At 53.0% G+C, this 16,819-nt stretch carries 13 protein-coding genes and 1 tRNA gene; 9 read left to right on the top strand and 5 right to left on the bottom strand.

What is annotated here, in order from left to right:
• Positions 1 to 29: 29 nt before the first annotated feature.
• From ispE to guaB, 6 genes are all read left to right on the top strand, one after another.
• Complete coding sequence (gene ispE / locus B3M32_RS11560; RefSeq protein WP_290747063.1) at positions 30 to 908, top strand: 4-(cytidine 5'-diphospho)-2-C-methyl-D-erythritol kinase; 879 nt, start codon at positions 30 to 32, stop codon at positions 906 to 908.
• Between the two features lie 62 nt (positions 909 to 970).
• A tRNA-Gln gene (locus tag B3M32_RS11555) sits at positions 971 to 1,042 on the top strand.
• A 33-nt stretch (positions 1,043 to 1,075) separates the two neighbouring features.
• Positions 1,076 to 1,726: a 50S ribosomal protein L25 gene (locus tag B3M32_RS11550; protein WP_290747061.1), complete on the top strand. Its 651-nt coding sequence runs from the start codon at positions 1,076 to 1,078 to the stop codon at positions 1,724 to 1,726.
• 121 nt (positions 1,727 to 1,847) lie between these two features.
• On the top strand, positions 1,848 to 2,870 hold the full coding sequence (locus B3M32_RS11545) for a hypothetical protein (RefSeq protein ID WP_290747059.1): 1,023 nt from the start codon (positions 1,848 to 1,850) through the stop codon (positions 2,868 to 2,870).
• Between the two features lie 2 nt (positions 2,871 to 2,872).
• On the top strand, positions 2,873 to 3,427 hold the full coding sequence (pth, locus tag B3M32_RS11540; RefSeq protein WP_290747057.1) for an aminoacyl-tRNA hydrolase: 555 nt from the start codon (positions 2,873 to 2,875) through the stop codon (positions 3,425 to 3,427).
• Positions 3,428 to 3,528: 101 nt separating this feature from the next.
• Positions 3,529 to 4,986: an IMP dehydrogenase gene (gene guaB / locus B3M32_RS11535; RefSeq protein ID WP_290747055.1), complete on the top strand. Its 1,458-nt coding sequence runs from the start codon at positions 3,529 to 3,531 to the stop codon at positions 4,984 to 4,986.
• Positions 4,987 to 5,094: 108 nt separating this feature from the next.
• Here the strand turns inward: guaB and B3M32_RS11530 are convergent, their stop codons facing one another.
• The 5 genes from B3M32_RS11530 to B3M32_RS11510 all read right to left on the bottom strand — a co-directional run bounded on the left by B3M32_RS11530 (position 5,095) and on the right by B3M32_RS11510 (position 9,876).
• Complete coding sequence (locus B3M32_RS11530) at positions 5,095 to 5,973, bottom strand: hypothetical protein (protein ID WP_290747053.1); 879 nt, start codon at positions 5,971 to 5,973, stop codon at positions 5,095 to 5,097.
• Positions 5,973 to 7,391: an Asp-tRNA(Asn)/Glu-tRNA(Gln) amidotransferase subunit GatA gene (gatA, locus tag B3M32_RS11525; protein WP_290747051.1), complete on the bottom strand. Its 1,419-nt coding sequence runs from the start codon at positions 7,389 to 7,391 to the stop codon at positions 5,973 to 5,975. Before gatA ends, B3M32_RS11530 begins: the two co-directional genes overlap by 1 nt.
• Positions 7,391 to 7,720 (bottom strand): DUF4321 domain-containing protein, encoded by a 330-nt coding sequence (locus tag B3M32_RS11520; RefSeq protein WP_290747049.1) that lies wholly within the window; start codon positions 7,718 to 7,720, stop codon positions 7,391 to 7,393. Before B3M32_RS11520 ends, gatA begins: the two co-directional genes overlap by 1 nt.
• A 25-nt stretch (positions 7,721 to 7,745) precedes the next feature.
• Positions 7,746 to 8,423, bottom strand: coding sequence for a uracil-DNA glycosylase (gene ung, locus B3M32_RS11515; protein WP_290747047.1), 678 nt, complete (start codon positions 8,421 to 8,423; stop codon positions 7,746 to 7,748).
• An 82-nt stretch (positions 8,424 to 8,505) separates the two neighbouring features.
• On the bottom strand, positions 8,506 to 9,876 hold the full coding sequence (locus B3M32_RS11510) for a THUMP-like domain-containing protein (RefSeq protein ID WP_290747045.1): 1,371 nt from the start codon (positions 9,874 to 9,876) through the stop codon (positions 8,506 to 8,508).
• An 84-nt stretch (positions 9,877 to 9,960) separates the two neighbouring features.
• Here B3M32_RS11510 and B3M32_RS11505 point away from each other — a divergent pair, with 84 nt between their 5' ends.
• From B3M32_RS11505 to B3M32_RS11495, 3 genes are all read left to right on the top strand, one after another.
• A complete protein-coding gene (locus B3M32_RS11505) occupies positions 9,961 to 12,504 on the top strand; it encodes an InlB B-repeat-containing protein (RefSeq protein ID WP_290747043.1) in 2,544 nt (847 codons plus the stop codon).
• Positions 12,505 to 12,546: 42 nt separating this feature from the next.
• Positions 12,547 to 14,049, top strand: a complete 1,503-nt coding sequence (locus tag B3M32_RS11500) for a glycosyl hydrolase 53 family protein (RefSeq protein WP_290747040.1) — start codon at positions 12,547 to 12,549, stop codon at positions 14,047 to 14,049.
• A gap of 110 nt (positions 14,050 to 14,159) precedes the next feature.
• Positions 14,160 to 16,721: an InlB B-repeat-containing protein gene (locus B3M32_RS11495; RefSeq protein ID WP_290747038.1), complete on the top strand. Its 2,562-nt coding sequence runs from the start codon at positions 14,160 to 14,162 to the stop codon at positions 16,719 to 16,721.
• Positions 16,722 to 16,819 lie beyond the last annotated feature (98 nt).

Here is a 16,819-nt window from a genome sequence, read left to right as displayed (position 1 = left end):
CACTAACCACTGTCTACTTCCTACTTCTTATGAAAGAATTTGCTCCTGCTAAAATCAATCTCTTCCTCGATGTCATCCGCAAGCGCGAAGACGGCTACCATGACCTCGGTACAGTATTCCAGACCATCGATGCCGGCGATACCGTGACGGCGACCCCGCGCGAAGACGGGACTATCAACCTTACGTACAACAAGCCGCAGGAATACCCGGTGGAATCGGACCTCGTGTACAAGGCGGCGGTTGCCCTGCGCGTCAAGGCGGGGAATCCCCTGCTCGGTGCGGATATCTACCTCGAGAAGGTGATGCCTCTCGGTGCCGGCCTTGGAGGCGGTAGCGCCGATGCCGCAGCAACCCTCAGGTTGCTGAACCGCCTCTGGGAGTTGCACCTGTCGCCCACGGAACTGGAACGCATCGGGGCCAGGCTCGGTGCCGACGTGCCCTTCCTCGTCAGAGGCGGCACGGCTTTCGCCGAGGGCATCGGCGAACAACTGACTTTTATCGACCCGCTGGACCTTCCGGCAGGGGAAGTCCTGCTTATCGCGACTCCGCACGACGCCGTCCCGACAAAGGACGCCTATGCGGGCGTGCCCAAGTCCGGCCCGGACCGCTGGGAAGCCTACAAGACCGCCTGGGCTTGCGGAACCGATGCGGAAAGGTCTTTTGGCTACAGCCTGCTCGATTCCGGCTCGTTTTTCAACGCTTTCGAGGTTTCCGTGTTCCCGAAGCATCCCCTGGTCGCCTCGTTGAAGGACAAGATCCTTGACCTCGGAGCGCGGGTCGCTCTCATGAGCGGGTCCGGTGCGTCCGTATTCGGCATCTTTGCGGACAGGTCCTCTGCGGAGGCGGCTGCGGTCGCCCTCGAACCCTACACGCGCTACCTCGTCTTGACCAAATTCTGGCATAATTAGCGTTTGTTCGGCTGTTCACCCCTTTGAAAAATCGCTTTTTTTGCTAAATTTGTCCCCACCATTGGGGTATCGTCAAGTGGTAAGACAACGGATTTTGATTCCGTTATTCGTTGGTTCGAATCCAGCTACCCCAATGAATTTTTCTTAATCCAAATGGAGATAACAAAATGGAACTCACAACGCTCAAAGCTACCTCGAGAGTGCTAGGTGCAAACCGCGACAACGCCCGTTTGCGTAAGGCTGGTCAGATTCCGGCCGTCTATTATGGTAAGGGTATGGAAGCGCAGAACATTGCCGTAAGCGAAATCGACTTGCGCAAGGTCCTCGCTCCGGGCAAGCGTTACACGCTTCTCGACCTTGAAATTGATGGCAAGGCTGGCAATCCGGCCGTCGTCTACAACTACCAGAAGGACGCCATCACCCAGAAGATTACGCACATCGACTTCCTCAAGATCGCAGAAGACTCCATGGTCAAGGTCCGCGTTCCTGTCAAGTTGAACGGCCTTCCGGTCGGTGTCAAGACCCAGGGTGGTGTTTTCTCCCAGGAAACCCGCTACCTCATGCTCGCTTCCAAGCCGGCTTGCATTCCGACCATTCTCGAAATGGACATTTCCGAATTCGAAACCAACATTACCTTCTATGCCAAGGATTTCAAGCTCCCGGAAGGCGTCGAACTGGCTTCTGGCCCGCGCACCGTGATCTTCACGATTTCCTCCAAGAGCAAGAAGAAGGACGATGCTGCCGCTGCTGAAGCCGCTCCGGCCGCTGCCGCTGCCCCGGCTGCCGCTGCTCCGGCTGCCGATGCTGCCGCGAAGTAATCGGTTCCTGGAACCTGCTTTTGAATCCGTCGGACATCTGTCCGGCGGATTCTTTTTTGCTCGAAAAAATAAACTTTGCGCCCTGGTCATGAAATCCCGTTTATCTTTGTATATTTACAGCATGAAAAAGCTTTCGCTTCGTTTGTTCCTGTGCCTTGCGGTAGCCTGCCTTTGTAGCTGTGCAGGGTCGAAAAATGGGGATTCCGCCGAATCCGAGGCCGTGACCGTCGGTGCGGCCGAGTGCCCGCAGGGCGAAAGCCTTTACGGTTCGGGACTTGCCGGTTCTTACCAGACCGCCCTGATGCTTTCCCAGAGGGATATCGCCAAGCAGATGGATTCGCTGGCGAATTCCAGCCCCGATAGGAATGCCGGCATGAACGTGGAACAGCGCGAGATGATGGAAGCCTCGCTTGCGGTGCAGCAGCAGTTCCTGTCGCGTCTGGAAAATCCTGAAAATGTCCGCGTGGATTCTTCCGTAGAAAACGCGGGCAAGTTCACCGTGACGTCTTGCATGGCCAAGGCGAACGCGGCGATTCCTTTTAAAAAGAAGTATGCCGCTTTCGGCGATTCCTTGGAGAATCTGGTAAAAGGCCTGGACGGCCTTGAAAAGCCTGTCGAAAAGAACAGTGCCTACAAGGATGTCAAGAACGTCTATATCCGCATGATGGCGCTGCGCCGAATCCTGGTCTCGCTCGGGACTCCCGTCGATGGCGCGGCGGACAGCCTGTTCGCCCGCGTGAACCGCGAGCACAACGCACTTCTCTTGAGCAATTCCTTCTTTTACAAGAAGCAGGCGCTGCCATCCGATACGCCCGATTCCGACAAGATCCAGATGCTGGTGTTTTCGCGCATCTCGAGAGATTACCGAGTGCAGCAGACGGAATGCAAGGTTGGCGTCAAGCTCCTTATCGATGTCTTCCCGGTGGTATGCGAAACGGCGAATGTCGGCGTAGCCTGTTCGGCCGATATCCATCTGAAGGGGGAAACCTGCCAGGGGGAACAGGCCTTTGAACTGAATTCGAAAGTGACGGCGATAGGTGCCGGCAGTGAACAGGAAGTCATGGAATCGTTGGGCCAGGAAGTGTCCGGTGGCAACTGGTTCGACGAATGGCGCAATGACCTCAACAAGTGGAGTCTCAAGTAATCATGTACATTATCGTCGGTCTCGGAAATCCCGGTACGCAGTATTCCAACACCCACCACAATGCGGGTTTCATGGCGGTCGAAAAACTTGCCGACCCGAACAAGGACTGGAAAAGCGAACACAAGGCGCTCACCATGAAGGTGACTATAGCGGGCGAGGAGTGCCTGCTCGCCAAGCCGCAGACGTACATGAACCTCTCGGGCGAGGCCGTGCAGGCGTTGATGACTTGGTATAAAGTCAAGGTCGATCATTTGCTCGTGTTTAGCGATGATATTAATTTGGATGTAGGCCGTATCCGTTGCCGCAAGGACGGCAGTCACGGTGGCCAGAACGGGCTCCGCAACATCATCGAGCATGTGGGCGACAAGTTCCCGCGTATCCGTTTTGGCGTGGGCAAGTGCCCCCCGAAATTTGACCTCAGCAATTGGGTCTTGGCGAAGTTCTCGTCCGAAGACCGCCCCGTATTCGAAGAGGCCATTGCAAAAGTGCCCGCCCTTGTGGAATGCTACTTCAAGCTCGGCATCGAAAAGTGCATGGAACGTTACAACGGGAAATAGTCGCGGTGGCTAATAACTGCTTTTTTTACATATTTCTAGTAACTGATAACTACTAACTAATAACTAATTTTGCTATATTCTATACGCAAAAGAGGTAATTTATGAAACTTTTGCCAGAAGCTTTGACGTTTGACGACGTCCTCCTAGTTCCCGCTGAATCTTCTGTCTTGCCGGCCCAGACCGACGTGAGCACCCAGCTCGCCCCGAATATCAAGCTGAACATTCCTATAATCAGTGCCGCCATGGATACCGTGACAACGGCTCCCTTGGCTATTTCGCTCGCTTTGCAGGGCGGCCTCGGCATCATCCACAAGAACATGAGTGTCGAAGACCAGGCCGAAGAAGTCCGCAAGGTCAAGCGGTGGCAGTCCGGTATCGTCACCAACCCGGTGACGCTCGATGCGGACCAGCCGGTGTCCGCTGCTTTTGAACTCCGCGCCAAGAACAAGGTGAGCGGTTTCCCGATTCTTTCCAAGGGTAAGCTCGTCGGTATGCTCACGAGCCGCGACCTTCGCACGGTGAGCGACATGAACGTGAAGATCCGCACCGTGATGACCAAGAATCCGGTGACGGCAAGCCCGAAGGTGAGCCTTGCGAAGGCGAAGGAAATCCTCGCCGAAAAGCGTATCGAAAAACTCCCGTTGGTGGATGCTTCCGGTGCCTTGAAGGGCCTCATCACGATGACAGACATTTTGAAGCGCGAAAACAACCCGAACGCTAGCCTCGACAAGAACGGCCAGTTGCTCGTGGGTGCCGCTGTCAGCACATCTGCCAATACTCTTGAACGCGTCGCCGCCCTCGTGGACGCCGGCGTCGACCTGCTCATTATCGATACGGCTCACGGCCACCACATCGGTGTGCGCAACATGGTGAAGACCGTTCGCAAGAAATATCCGAAGCTCACGATTTGCGCCGGTAACGTTTGCACGCCGGAAGCTGTCGAAGAACTCGCCAAGTGCGGTGCCAACATCGTCAAGGTGGGTATCGGTCCGGGTTCCATCTGCACCACGCGTATCGTGGCCGGTGTCGGTTACCCGCAGTTCTCCGCTGTCGTGGAATGCGGCAAGATGGCTCGCAAGGTCGGCGTGAAGATTATCGCTGACGGTGGCCTCAAGTTCTCTGGCGATATCGTCAAGGCTCTCGCTGCCGGCGGTCACGCCGTGATGGTGGGTTCGCTCTTTGCCGGTACCGAAGAAGCTCCGGGAGAAGTCATCCTCGCCGATGGCCGTAGCTACAAGAGCTACCGCGGCATGGGCTCCCTCGGCGCCATGAAGGCTGGCTCCGCCGACCGTTATTTCCAGGGTGGCGTCCAGGAACCGCGCAAGTTCGTTCCGGAAGGCATCGAAGGCCGCGTGCCCTACAAGGGACCGCTCCGCGACACCGTTTACCAGCTCATTGGCGGTATCCACTCTGCTATGGGTTATGCCGGTGCTGCTAACCTCGAAGAACTCTACAAGAAGGCGACGTTCGTCCGCATCACGGGCGCGGGCCTCCGTGAATCTCATCCGCATGACGTGACGATTACGAAGGAAGCCCCGAACTACAGGACGGGCGACTAGGCTTGGTCGACTAATCCGCTCTTTGTTCGAATATAAAAATCCCGCGGCTCAGGTCGCGGGTCTTTGTTTTGCAAATGGATTGGCCTGGATTTCAGAGCCTCGCGGATACTAGAATGGTATCAGGATGCCGATGCCGTAGGGCAATTCGAATTTGTCGTTGTCGAGGCGCCCGTATTCCTTGTTCAGGTGCGTGTAGTAGCCGCCCTCTCCGGCGAAGAACTCGAAGCCGACTTCGGCATAGAGCCCGAAGTGCTTGAGGAAGAGGGCTTCGGTACCGATACCCAAGACGACGCGCCAGTAGTTTTCGGTTTCCTCGAATTCCTTGTAGACTCCGGCACCGATGTCGCGGTCCCTCTCGTACGTTCCGTGCACCCAGTCGGAAGTCAGGAACATGTAGAAGTAGCGGACTTCCATGGGGTAGTAGATGGCGGAGACGCCTATCTGGAAAACTTCGCTCGTGTAGTCGCTGAAGTGGATGCCTACGTTGAAGATTTCTTGCGAGACTACGTATTCGAACGAGAATATGCCGCGGCTAGGAGACATGAGGCCGGCGGTTGCGACGAACGTGTAGACAGGCGCGTCCCTGCCATAGACCATGCGGCGCGACGAAGAAGACGATTCGTCTCCGCCGATGAGCACGAGGCCTCCGTCGCCGTTCGAGGATGAAGATTCTTCGGCCGAAGAGGAGGACTCCGTGGACGAAGAAGAGGCGAACGGATCTGCCGACGGCTGGTCCATGAAGTTGGCAAAGGCGTCTTCGGACGATGACGATTCGACGACTGCCGATGATGACGATTCGATAGCCGACGAAATTTCGACGGCTGACGATGGTTCTATCGCCGACGACGGAGATTCGACAACTGCCGAAGAAACGACTTCAACGGACGATGACGAAACATCGACAGCCGACGAACTGGACTTCTGCGCGAACGAGAGCGGCGCGAGGAGTGCGACGGCGAGCGAGATTGCCTTGACGAATGTTTTCATTACTTGTTCAGCTTTTCGGTCGCGGCGGCGACGCTGAGCAAATCCGCTTCTTGGAACGGCTTGCCGATCCACTGGAGGCCGACGGGAAGTCCGCCTGCCATGCCGCACGGAACGCTCACGCCCGGAAGACCGGCGAGGTTCAGGCTAACGGTGTAGATGTCGGAGAGGTACACGGCCATCGGGTCGGACTCGTTCATGCCGCACTTGAGCGGCAGCCCCGGCATCGTGGGGCTCGCAATCACGTCCACGCTTTCAAAGGCCTTGTTGAAGTCGTCGGTGATGAGGCGGCGCACCTTCTGAGCCTGCACGTAGTAGGCATCGTAGAAGCCGGCGGAAAGAACGTAGCTTCCGAGGAGGATGCGGCGCTGCACTTCCTTGCCGAAACCTTCGCTGCGGGACTTGGCGTACAGGTCGAACAGCTTGCGGGCTTCCTTACTGCGGTAGCCGTAGCGCACGCCGTCGTAGCGGCTAAGGTTGCTGCTCGCTTCGGCGGTTGCGATGATGTAGTAGCTAGAAACTGCGAAACCGATGTGCGGGAGGCTCACTTCCTTGAGCGTGGCGCCTTCGGCTTCCATCTTCTTGAGCATGTTTTCAATAGCGGACTTGCATTCCGGGTCGAGACCTTCGGCGAAGTATTCCTTCGGCACGCCGATGACCTTGCCCTTCACGCCCGCGTCGAGCTTGGCGGTAAAGTTTTCGGGTTCGCGGGTGCTCGTGGTGTTGTCGTGCGGGTCGATACCGCAGATTGCGTTAAGGAGAGTGGCGCAGTCGGCGACGGTTGCGCCGAAGGGGCCGATCTGGTCCAAAGAACTTGCGTATGCCAGGAGCCCGTAGCGGGACACGCGGCCGTAGGTGGGCTTAAGGCCCACGACGCCTGTGCACGCGGCAGGCTGCCTAATAGATCCGCCGGTATCGGAGCCGAGCGCACAGGCGACCGTGCCACTGGCCACGGCTACGGCCGAACCGCCGCTGGAACCGCCCGGAACGCGGGATTCGTCGAGCGGGTTCTTCACCGGCCCGTAGTACGAAGTCTCGTTGCTCGAGCCCATCGCGAATTCGTCCATGTTCGTCTTGCCCACGATGACTGCCCCGGCGGCCTCGAGTTTCTCGACGGCGGTCGCGGTGTAGGGGGCTACAAAATTGTCCAAAATCTTGGAGGCCGCCGTGGTGCGCGTGCCTTCGAGGCACATGTTGTCCTTCACGGCCACGGGAATGCCGTCCAGCGCGCCCAGGCTCTTGCCTTCGGCACGTCTCTTGTCCGATTCCGCGGCCTTGGCGAGCGCGCGTTCGTTCAGTACGGAAATATAGGCGTTCAGGTTCTTGGTAGATTCAATCTTTGCGAGAGAGGCTTGTGCCAGCGCGACCGCGGAGGTTTCCCCGCTTGCGAGCTTGTCGCTCAAATCCTTGATGGTTTCCATTATCTGCTTCCTCCGGACCATTTCATGATGTAAATGGCCACGATCATGCCGACGATGCTTACTACGTTAATCTTGAGACCGAAGCCCAGGGCGAGCTTGATCATGTAAAGGTCGATGACTATCGGGTCCGCCTTGTCGCCCAGGAATCCCAGGTTCAGGTCGAAGGACGCCACGAAGAAGTTACGGACGATGTTGTCGTAACCGCCGGCGTTCATGAGTTCGCCGAGTTCCCCGAAGAGGAGCCCGAGGCATTCACCGAGTACCCCGCCAATGATGAGGCCGAGCACGATAAAGAGGATGAGTCGTCCGAGAGAGTTTCTGTTAGTCATGTTAGTTAATATAGAAAAAGAACTTCTACTTAATGCTCCAGTCGATGGGTTCTAGGCCCTTGCTCTTGAGGTATTCGTTCGCCTTGCTGAAATGCTTACAACCGAAGAAACCGCGGTAGGCCGAAAGCGGGCTCGGGTGCGGCGCGGTTAGAATCAGGTGGCCGCGGTTCGGGGCCACGAGCGCCTGCTTTTTGATGGCGAAACTGCCCCACAGCAAGAATACGAGGTTCTCGCGCACTTCGGAGAGGCGTTGGATGACGGTGTCGGTGAACTGTTGCCAGCCGATTCCGGCGTGGCTTGCCGCCATGTGGGCGCGTACCGTGAGCGATGCGTTCAGCAATAGGATTCCTTGGTGCGCCCAGCTTTCGAGGTTCCCGTGCGGGGGCGGATTGATGCCCAGGTCGTCGTGAAGTTCCTGGAAAATGTTGACGAGCGACGGGGGAGGCTCGATACCCATGGGTACCGAGAAGCACAGCCCGTGCGCCTGGCCCGGATTGTGGTACGGATCCTGCCCGATGATGACCGCCTTGACCTTGTCGACGGGGCAGTAGTCGAGCGCCGCGAAAATCTTGGAGCCGGGCGGATAGACCACGTGGTGTTCCGCCTTCTCCTGCAAAAGCTTTTCTTTAATTTGTTTAAAATACGGCTGCTCGAACTGGTCGGCGAGCAAATGGAGCCAAGATTCTTCGAGTTTTACGGTCATATGTTTAGACGATAGACGAAAGACGATAGAGGATGATTGAAAGATACAAAATGATTTAAAAGATTTTCCTTTCGTCTTTAGTCTATAGCGAGCTTTGCGAGCGTTCTTTCGTCTTTACAGCAAGTATAGCAACCTTCTCCCCATAAGCGCGGGTATAGAAAAGGATGGCCGTGTTTTTTCCCTTCGGCTTCAGGCGCTTGATTTCTGCATCGGGGTCGAGCTTTACGCCGCGAAGCTTGAGCGTGATTTTCCCGACATCGTGTTCCTTGAGCATGCTGCGGACGGCTCCCGTCGCGATTTCGGTATACGCGAGCACTTCGTAGCAGGCAAATCCTGGTGCAGGGAGTGGTTTTTCGCTGGTCACGTAGGCGATGCCTTCCGAAATCAGGTGCGCATCGGCATCGTGGACGGTGGCAGCCGCGTTGAAGAGGTGGCTACGGATGAGCACGGGCGCGGGTTCCGCGATGTACTTGCTTATTTCTCCCAGGGACAGGTCGCTCTTGCTTGTCGCGGTGCGGTAGGTGCGGTCCTTGCCTTCGAGGCTGTCGTTCCGGTCGAGTTTCTCCTGCAGGTCGTCGTCGAGCGTCTCGAGCGAGCGGTCGCGCCTGCGGCTCCATTCGGCGACGGTTTCGCCGTTCTTATCGACAATGACCGCGCGGACGGTGTCGGGATGTTTCGCGAGTTCCCCGAACAGCACCAAGCATTCGCGGCAGTCGCCGTGGCCGCCCAGGTACAGGATTTCGGTGCCGTCCGGGATTTCGGCGGGCGGGTAGCCTGGAGGCAGTTTTGCCATGCCGCCCTTGTAATGCCTGTTGATTTCCACGACTTCTTCGAGCGTGGGCGTGAGGTTCCTCAGGTCGCGCTGGTTTTCGCCTTCGAGCGCGCGGCGGGCCGGGTCGATGGTGAAGTAGTCTGTTTTCGTCATGCCCGCGGAGACGGCCATCTTTGTGCCGTTTTCGCGTGCAACATCTCGCACGTCGGCACACTTGATGGAAGCGTCTTTTCCGAACGCCTGCAAATTATGCTTGTACATCGCGAGGCGGTTTTCGTCGAGATCGACTCCGGTGACTTTCAGCCCGGCCGGCAAGAAAAAGCTGTCGCCGCCCATGCCGCAGCACAGGTCGTGTACTTCTGCGCTTTCGCCGTTTCCGTGCGGCCACAGATTCGCCTTCCAGCGCCCGATATCTTGTGCGGTACTCTGTTCCAACGCGAGCTTGTCGCACAGGAGGAATACCCCGCGGGCGGAATCCTTATTTGCATTTTTGCCGGAGCAGAATTTTTCGCGGAACTTGGGCACGAGCGCCATGTAGTCCATGATGGCGGCGCGGTCTTCGTTGCTGTAGCCCGCCTTGTTGAGTGCGGTCGAAACTTGCAATGCATCGCACTTGCGCGCATGGGCTTCTTCGATAAAGCCCTGGACGGAGTCAGATGCGAGCAAATCCCATGGTTGCATAGCTTAAATTTACAATTTTTTGATAGAAAATGCTTTTCCCTGCTTATTTGTATATATTAATATAGAGAACGTTGGAATGCTGTTATGCTGTGTGATTTCCGCAAAATCTGTTTGTTTTTCATTTTATTGCTGTCGGCAGCAACTGTTGCTAACGCGTATACCATCAATTACATTTTAAACGGAGGGATTAACCATCCAGATAATCCAACAAGTTACGGAGATGCAGTGACCACAAAGGTTAGGTTGCAACCAGCTTCTCGCGAAGGCTATTCTTTTTTGGGTTGGTTTATCGAACCAAAAGATCCAAATCAAAGGGTTTATAAAAATTCTAATTTTCGTGAATATCAGGGCAAAGCTGAATATACTATTTCAACTTATCTTGGTGATTTTACGGTATCTGCCAGATGGGGCTTGATTCCGAAAATTCCTGAAAAAGATGAACGAGGATGCTATCTAGTTAATACTGCTGAGGAACTCTATGGATTGACTAGTGTCTATGCCAGCGGATGTGTTTCTCTCTTAAATGATATTGTCGTCAACAAGAACCTTTTGGATAAAAATGGGAATCTTTCCACTGATGATTTCGTATGGTGGCCGTTTTGGGACTTTTCTGGAGTATTTGAGGGTAATGGTCACTATATCTCTGGATTGAGAGGTGAAGAGGGTTTCATCTCATATTTGGGATTTGATGGAACAAAAAGTGTCGTAAGAAACCTAGGAATAAAAGACTCTTATTTTTCTGCAGATGAGGCCGTTGGTGCAATTGTAGGTACAATAGCTAGCCCTGCAAGATTGTATAATGTCTATGCAGAAGCGTCGATTCATTGTGGAGTATTTGCTGGGGGATTGGTGGGAACAATTAGTGCAACGAATGATGCTTGTCCACTCGGTCCTACATCTGGAAATGGGGAAATTGATACAACACAAGTGGTTGTTATTGAAAATGCCTACAGTCATAGCTATGTTGAAGGGGATATTGCCGGTGGCATTACAGCAGAAATGGATGCCGCTATTTTAAGGAATGTCTATTTTGCTGGGAAACTGCAAGGCGGAGAAATAGATTGTATTGTTCCTAGTCACGGATCTACCTGCTTTGATTACGAGCATGTGTTTGAAATAGAAAATGCTGTGTGTATGGAATCTAAAGACACATCCGTTTCTAAGGCAATGTCGCTAAGTCGAGCCCAGTTTGCGGATGGGACTGTGCTTGATATTTTATCAAACGGGGAAAATGGGACTAGTTGGAAACAAAGTGTGGGTGTTGATTCTTTTCCCTTCGTCGAAGATGTCCTTAAATTCAATATTCAATATGTTCTTAATGGTGGTGTGAATAGTGAGTCTAATCCCTCTAGTTACATCAAAGGGGATAATCGTATTATACTAGAATCACCGCAAAAGGATAACGACACATTTGAAGGCTGGTATATAGATGGTAAATTCAAAACAAGGATAGACACGATTAAAACAGAGAATCTAGGTGATTGGACTGTTTATGCAAAATGGGGTAGCCAATATGTTTTAAGTTTTGTTATGAATGGTGGAAATTTTTACAATTATGTTCCAGAGAATAAAATATATTGGTCTGCTGATTCAGGCGCAAGAACGTTTCCTTTGGCATATCGCACTGGGTATGATTTAGAAGGTTGGTTTATGGATTCCCTCTTTACGCAAAAAATTACGGAGATTCCAGCAGGGAATGCGGAAGATGTTACCGTGTATGCCAAATGGAAATTACATACTTACACCGTGACGTATCACTTGAATGGAGGAGTGAATCACCCTGACAATCCAACTACTTTTACAATAATAGATTCAGCAATATCGTTGAAAGATCCGACTCGAGAGGGGGCCGTTTTTTACAATTGGTTTAAGGATAAACCTTCTTCAATTCCTGTGACAGAAATAAAAGGTGATGCAAATCTAAATTTGTACGCAGAATGGATGCCAGAACCGCAGGAACCTGAATTAGATTCTAACAGATGTTATCTTCTTAAGTCCCGAGAAGAATTGTATTGGTTTGCAGGCCTGGTTAACGGAACGTTGAAAGGACACAGCAGCAATCCGTATGCGTGTGCGTCTCTTCAGAATGATATTGTTGTTAATGAAAATGTCATAAATGATGTTAATAACGGCTGGGCGATGCAGGAGTATTTTATTTGGGATTGCATTGGAAAAAATGATGATGATGACTATAAAGGGAAGTTTTATGGAAATGGATATTCAATTTCTGGTTTGTTTAGCAACGAAAAATCGGATTATGAAGAAGTTTATGGCCCGTTGTTTTGTTACGTTAGATATCTAAAAAATGTTAAAGATGTTATAATAAATGATTCTTATGTTTGGGGTTATGGGACATTTGATAACTTTACTATTAGTGAGGCGAATATAAAACCTCCAAAATGGATAATTCAGAACAAAATATTAAAAGAACAATTGCTTGTTAAGGTAAGTGGAAAACAGATATGTTTATCCGGTCTCGTTCCCCAAAAAAAGCTTCTCATTATGGATGCTCAAGGACGGATTCTGCGCAAATTGCAAACGGAATCTTCAATGACTATTGACCTCCCAAATGCGGGTAAATACTTGATTCGGTATGAAAATGAAACCAGAGTTGTGACTATTCGGTGAAGTTTTTTATTTATGAGTGTTTTTTTAGTATAGATTTTAAGCATGGGTTATCGCAAGGGTTCAATTGGTTTGGTTTCGGCTGGCGCATTTGCGGCGCTGGTCCTGTTTGGCTGTAGCGGCGAATCGACGTCGTCTGCCGAAGGAACGATATCTGCGGAGGAACTGTCCGCGGGCGCGCTTTCTTCGGGAACGCTTCCGGCGTCATCGGGGGCTGTTCCGGTATCTTCGGCTATCCAGGGCTCGTCCGATGCGGCCCTTTCGTCCAGTTCGCTTGACCCGCAGTCTTCTTCTGTGCCTTCGCCGTTTTCTTCCTCGTCTTTGATTTTGTGGGACCCCTATCCGAGTTCCAGTTCTTTCTTCGGACCCCGGAGGTCCTCGGATTCCAACCCGGCGATTTCATCTTCCCGCGACCCGCATTCTTCGGCATCGGAGCCCCCGTCTTCTTCGACGGGAGATTTTCCGCAGTCTTCCGCGACGCAGTCGGCCGACGCGCCTATCGAATTTCAGTTCTACACCGGCGCCGACATCTCGACGGTGCAGGAATACGAACGCAATAAGACCAAGTTCTTCGACGTTGACGGTGTCGAGAAGGACATCTTCACGCTCCTCAAGGACCACGGCTTCAACGCCATCCGCCTCAAGACCTTCGTAGACCCCAAGGCGCAGTATGGCTATGCCGCATCGGGTTGCGGTCATGAGGCCGAGGCCTACGCCGACAAGGACCACATCGTCGCCTATGCGCAAAAGATCAAGGCCGCCGGCATGGCGTTCTTGCTCGATATCCATTACAGCGATAACTGGGCCGATCCCGGCAAGCAGATTATCCCCGAGCGCTGGCGCTCCGTACGAAGTTCCGATGCGCTAGCCGATTCCGTTTACGCCTACACCCTCGATTTGATGAATGCGCTCAAGGAGGTGAATTCGCTCCCCGCGATGGTGCAGATTGGCAACGAGACGACTCCGGGCATTCTCATCCACGTGCCGAACAGCAGGACGGACTGCTGGGGCAACAATGTAGACAAGGCTTCTACCGCCATCAACGGCGACATGGGCACCTCGAGTGGCAAGGCGAACGCGGCCAAGTACTTCAAGGCGGGCATCAAGGCCGTCAAGGAAGTTTCACCGAATACCAAGACGGTGCTGCACATCGAACGCATACGCCAGGCGAATACCGTCACCTGGTGGATGACGGAAATCTTCAAGAACCAGAAGGTCCCTGCCGACGTGATGGGCTTTTCTGCCTACACGGCTTACGACGACGGGCCTCCCGACAACTGGAAATCGCTTTTCCAGACGGTCACCTCGAGCTATCCAAATCTGGAATTCATCGTCGCGGAATACAACGGCGGCGATGCGGACAACCACTACAATTTCGACGGCTCGCGCAAGCGCACGAACGAGATGGTGAAGGGGATGGACCGCTGGATAGGCACTTTCTTCTGGGAACCTACGCTCGGCGGCGCCTGGGGCCCCGCGCTTTTTGACTGGAAGGGCAACGACATGCAGGCGAACAGCAAGGCCTTCGAAGAATTCCCGATGCGGTAGTTCTTTTTACACCGAAGATGGCACAAAGATGGTGCGTCGTTCCGTGAAATTACGTGTTTTTCTGCCTTTTTTTTTGTCCGGATTAACTTGTTTGTGATTATATTAAGGGTATGAAGTATTTGTATTCCATGCTTTTGCTGTTGTTATTGGCTGGCTTCGGCTTTGCCGCGGTAGGCGACACGCGGACTATCACCTATTACCTGAACGGGGGCGTGAATGACCCCGCGAACCCGGATAGCTATGTCGTCATAAAAGCAGATTCTAGTGAATGCACGATTACGCTCCAGGAGCCGACCCGCGAAGGTTCCCGGTTTCTGGGCTGGTTTAAAGAAGCTCCCACCGGTGTTTTTTACGACGCTCCCCAAAAAAGTATATCCCGTTGCAGTGGAGACAAATACACGTTGATAGCGCTTTGGGCCCCTGCAGTCAAGGAACCCCAGTTAAGTGCTGACAGCTGTTACCAAATCACCTCCAAGGAGGAACTTTACGCCATCCCCAAACTTTCCACCTTTGCTTGCATAGAACTCCAGAACGATATCGTGGTCAATGAAAATCTGCTGGATGCGGAAGGGAACCCGGACTCCACCCGCAATGACATCATGTACTGGCAGCCTTTTGAATTTGGCGGAATATTTGAGGGCAACGGCCACACCATTTCGGGGCTTTATACTAAAAAACAGTATGAAGCCGGGTTTTTCTCTAAGCTTTATGAAGGCGCCGGCAAGCCCCCCGTCGTAAGGAACTTGGGTATTAAGGATTCCTATTTTGAAGGTACCCGTTATGCAGGAGGTATTGTCGGCTATATAGACCAGTCGGCGCTTCTTGTCAATGTTTTTAGCGAGGCGACGGTTGTCGCGCGCGGTAACGCCGGCGGCATTGCCGGTGCAATTATAAGCGAGGAAGACTGGTCGTGCCTTTGTGCTCCGCCTCCCTTGGCAAAGCCTGCCCTAGCAAAGCCCGAATGGCCCACGATGAACCCGAGCAACGTGACTCAGATTATCAACGCCTACAATGCGGGCCGCGTTTCCGGTGCATTTAGCCTATATGATGGAGCCGGAGGCATTGTCGGTCAAGCGCAGGATTTAACCCTCGAGAACGTATTCAACATCGGAACGGTTTCTGATAGCGGCGATGCCATTTTTGGCCTTCATAATCTTGAATGGTGTTACTATGACAGTTCCCGCCACCATGTTGAAATCAAGAACACCTACTATGCCGGCGATGGGGCAGCCCAATACGGTGGATCAAAGGCGACTGCGGACGAATTCAGGGACGGGACCGTTCTAGGGAAATTGCAGGAGGGCACCTATGGTGCCGCATGGGAACAACGCGTGGGCATAGATCCATACCCGGTTTTAAGTTCCAATGTGAGGTATTACCTTGACTACAAACTGAACGGTGGCGTGAACAGCGACAAAAACCCGGAGTACTACACAATCGATTCCGCCGTTATTCTGTCAAGTCCCACAAAGGAGGGCGATACCTTTGAAGGATGGTTTGCCGACAGCCTGTATAAGGAACGGATTGACACCATCAAGGCCGGTACCAAAAAATACTATACCCTTTACGCCAGGTGGGAGAGCGAATATCTTGTGACCTATGTTGCCAATGGCGGCATGGAGCCCGAAATCAATCCCTCGCGCTGGTCCTCGGATTCCGCGGCCTATACATTAAAGGGGCTTGAAAAAGTAGGCTACACTTTTGACGGCTGGTATGCCGATTCCACGTTCAAAACGCCTGTGAAAGAGCTTGCGAAGGATCGCCGCGACGATATCACGTTATATGCAAAGTGGATAACGAACAACTATAAGATCACGTACCACTTGAACGGTGGCGAGAATGACCCCGCTAATCCGGCAACATTCAATTTCGACACCGACATCACCTTAAAAGAACCGACCCGTAAAGGCTTTATTTTTGTAGGTTGGTTTGACAAACTCACTTATTCCAGCGAAATCAAGAGTTTCGGGAAAACATCCTACTACAGCCGCGATTTCGACCTTTATGCGCACTGGTACCCCGAACCCAAGAAGCCCGCCACAAACGAAAACGGCTGCTACCTCATCTCAAATCGCGAAGAACTGTATTGGTTTGCACTGTACACGAGCAACAAACTTGACAGCGCCAAACTTACAGAAACCCGCCCCTGTGCCTGGCAAACAAACGACATTGTCGTCAACGAGGCCCTCGTGGATGCCGACAGCAATTGGGTGGACGGAATCGTACTGTGGCAGCCCATTGGTGTACTGCTTAATGGCAATACTTTGGTTTATTATGCCAACAACCATAGTGTTTCGGGACTATTCATCAACGATTATTACAGCCAGTCCGTATGGGAAGAATTTTTCTGGCATCCGGATGGTAAGGGCTCCTTCCCAAATTTCCTGAACAGTTGCGTAAACACATACGAAGGTACCATCTGGTCGAACAGTATAAGGCAATCGCTTCGCGAAGTTTCCAAGACGCTTTCGTTCGGCGTCAATGCCGCGGGTCGCCTGCTGCAAGTCTATGGCGCCCATGCGGGCTCAAAGGTAAGCGTGTTCGATATGCAGGGCCGGGTAATTGCCAAGGGGCTGGTGGGCTCCACCGGAAACGTTGCGCTCGAAATGCGTCGTGCCGGCAGTTATCTGGTTCAAGTGGGCCGCCAGGCGCACAGGGTCAATGTGAAATAGCGCCCTCGCCGCAGCGGGTTAAAGAATTCCTGTTTCCCCTTGTACACAGAAAAAAGCCGAATTTGTGCGCATTTTCGGCAAAATTCTTGTATTTTAGG

The sequence above is a fragment of the Fibrobacter sp. UBA4309 genome, from assembly GCF_002395745.1.
Taxonomy (GTDB): Bacteria; Fibrobacterota; Fibrobacteria; order Fibrobacterales; family Fibrobacteraceae; genus Fibrobacter.
Note: the sequence above shows the minus strand (reverse complement) of the source record. Positions and strands in the feature narration are given on the sequence as shown.

Excerpts from the sequence above, each read along its gene's own strand:
- ispE (WP_290747063.1), top strand. The coding sequence starts at position 30 with ATGAAAGAATTTGCTCCTGCTAAAATCAATCTCTTCCTCGATGTCATC.
- B3M32_RS11550 (WP_290747061.1), top strand. The coding sequence starts at position 1,076 with ATGGAACTCACAACGCTCAAAGCTACCTCGAGAGTGCTAGGTGCAAAC.
- B3M32_RS11545 (WP_290747059.1), top strand. The coding sequence starts at position 1,848 with ATGAAAAAGCTTTCGCTTCGTTTGTTCCTGTGCCTTGCGGTAGCCTGC.
- pth (WP_290747057.1), top strand. The coding sequence starts at position 2,873 with ATGTACATTATCGTCGGTCTCGGAAATCCCGGTACGCAGTATTCCAAC.
- guaB (WP_290747055.1), top strand. The coding sequence starts at position 3,529 with ATGAAACTTTTGCCAGAAGCTTTGACGTTTGACGACGTCCTCCTAGTT.
- B3M32_RS11530 (WP_290747053.1), bottom strand. The coding sequence starts at position 5,973 with ATGAAAACATTCGTCAAGGCAATCTCGCTCGCCGTCGCACTCCTCGCG.
- gatA (WP_290747051.1), bottom strand. The coding sequence starts at position 7,391 with ATGGAAACCATCAAGGATTTGAGCGACAAGCTCGCAAGCGGGGAAACC.
- B3M32_RS11520 (WP_290747049.1), bottom strand. The coding sequence starts at position 7,720 with ATGACTAACAGAAACTCTCTCGGACGACTCATCCTCTTTATCGTGCTC.
- ung (WP_290747047.1), bottom strand. The coding sequence starts at position 8,423 with ATGACCGTAAAACTCGAAGAATCTTGGCTCCATTTGCTCGCCGACCAG.
- B3M32_RS11510 (WP_290747045.1), bottom strand. The coding sequence starts at position 9,876 with ATGCAACCATGGGATTTGCTCGCATCTGACTCCGTCCAGGGCTTTATC.
- B3M32_RS11505 (WP_290747043.1), top strand. The coding sequence starts at position 9,961 with ATGCTGTGTGATTTCCGCAAAATCTGTTTGTTTTTCATTTTATTGCTG.
- B3M32_RS11500 (WP_290747040.1), top strand. The coding sequence starts at position 12,547 with ATGGGTTATCGCAAGGGTTCAATTGGTTTGGTTTCGGCTGGCGCATTT.
- B3M32_RS11495 (WP_290747038.1), top strand. The coding sequence starts at position 14,160 with ATGAAGTATTTGTATTCCATGCTTTTGCTGTTGTTATTGGCTGGCTTC.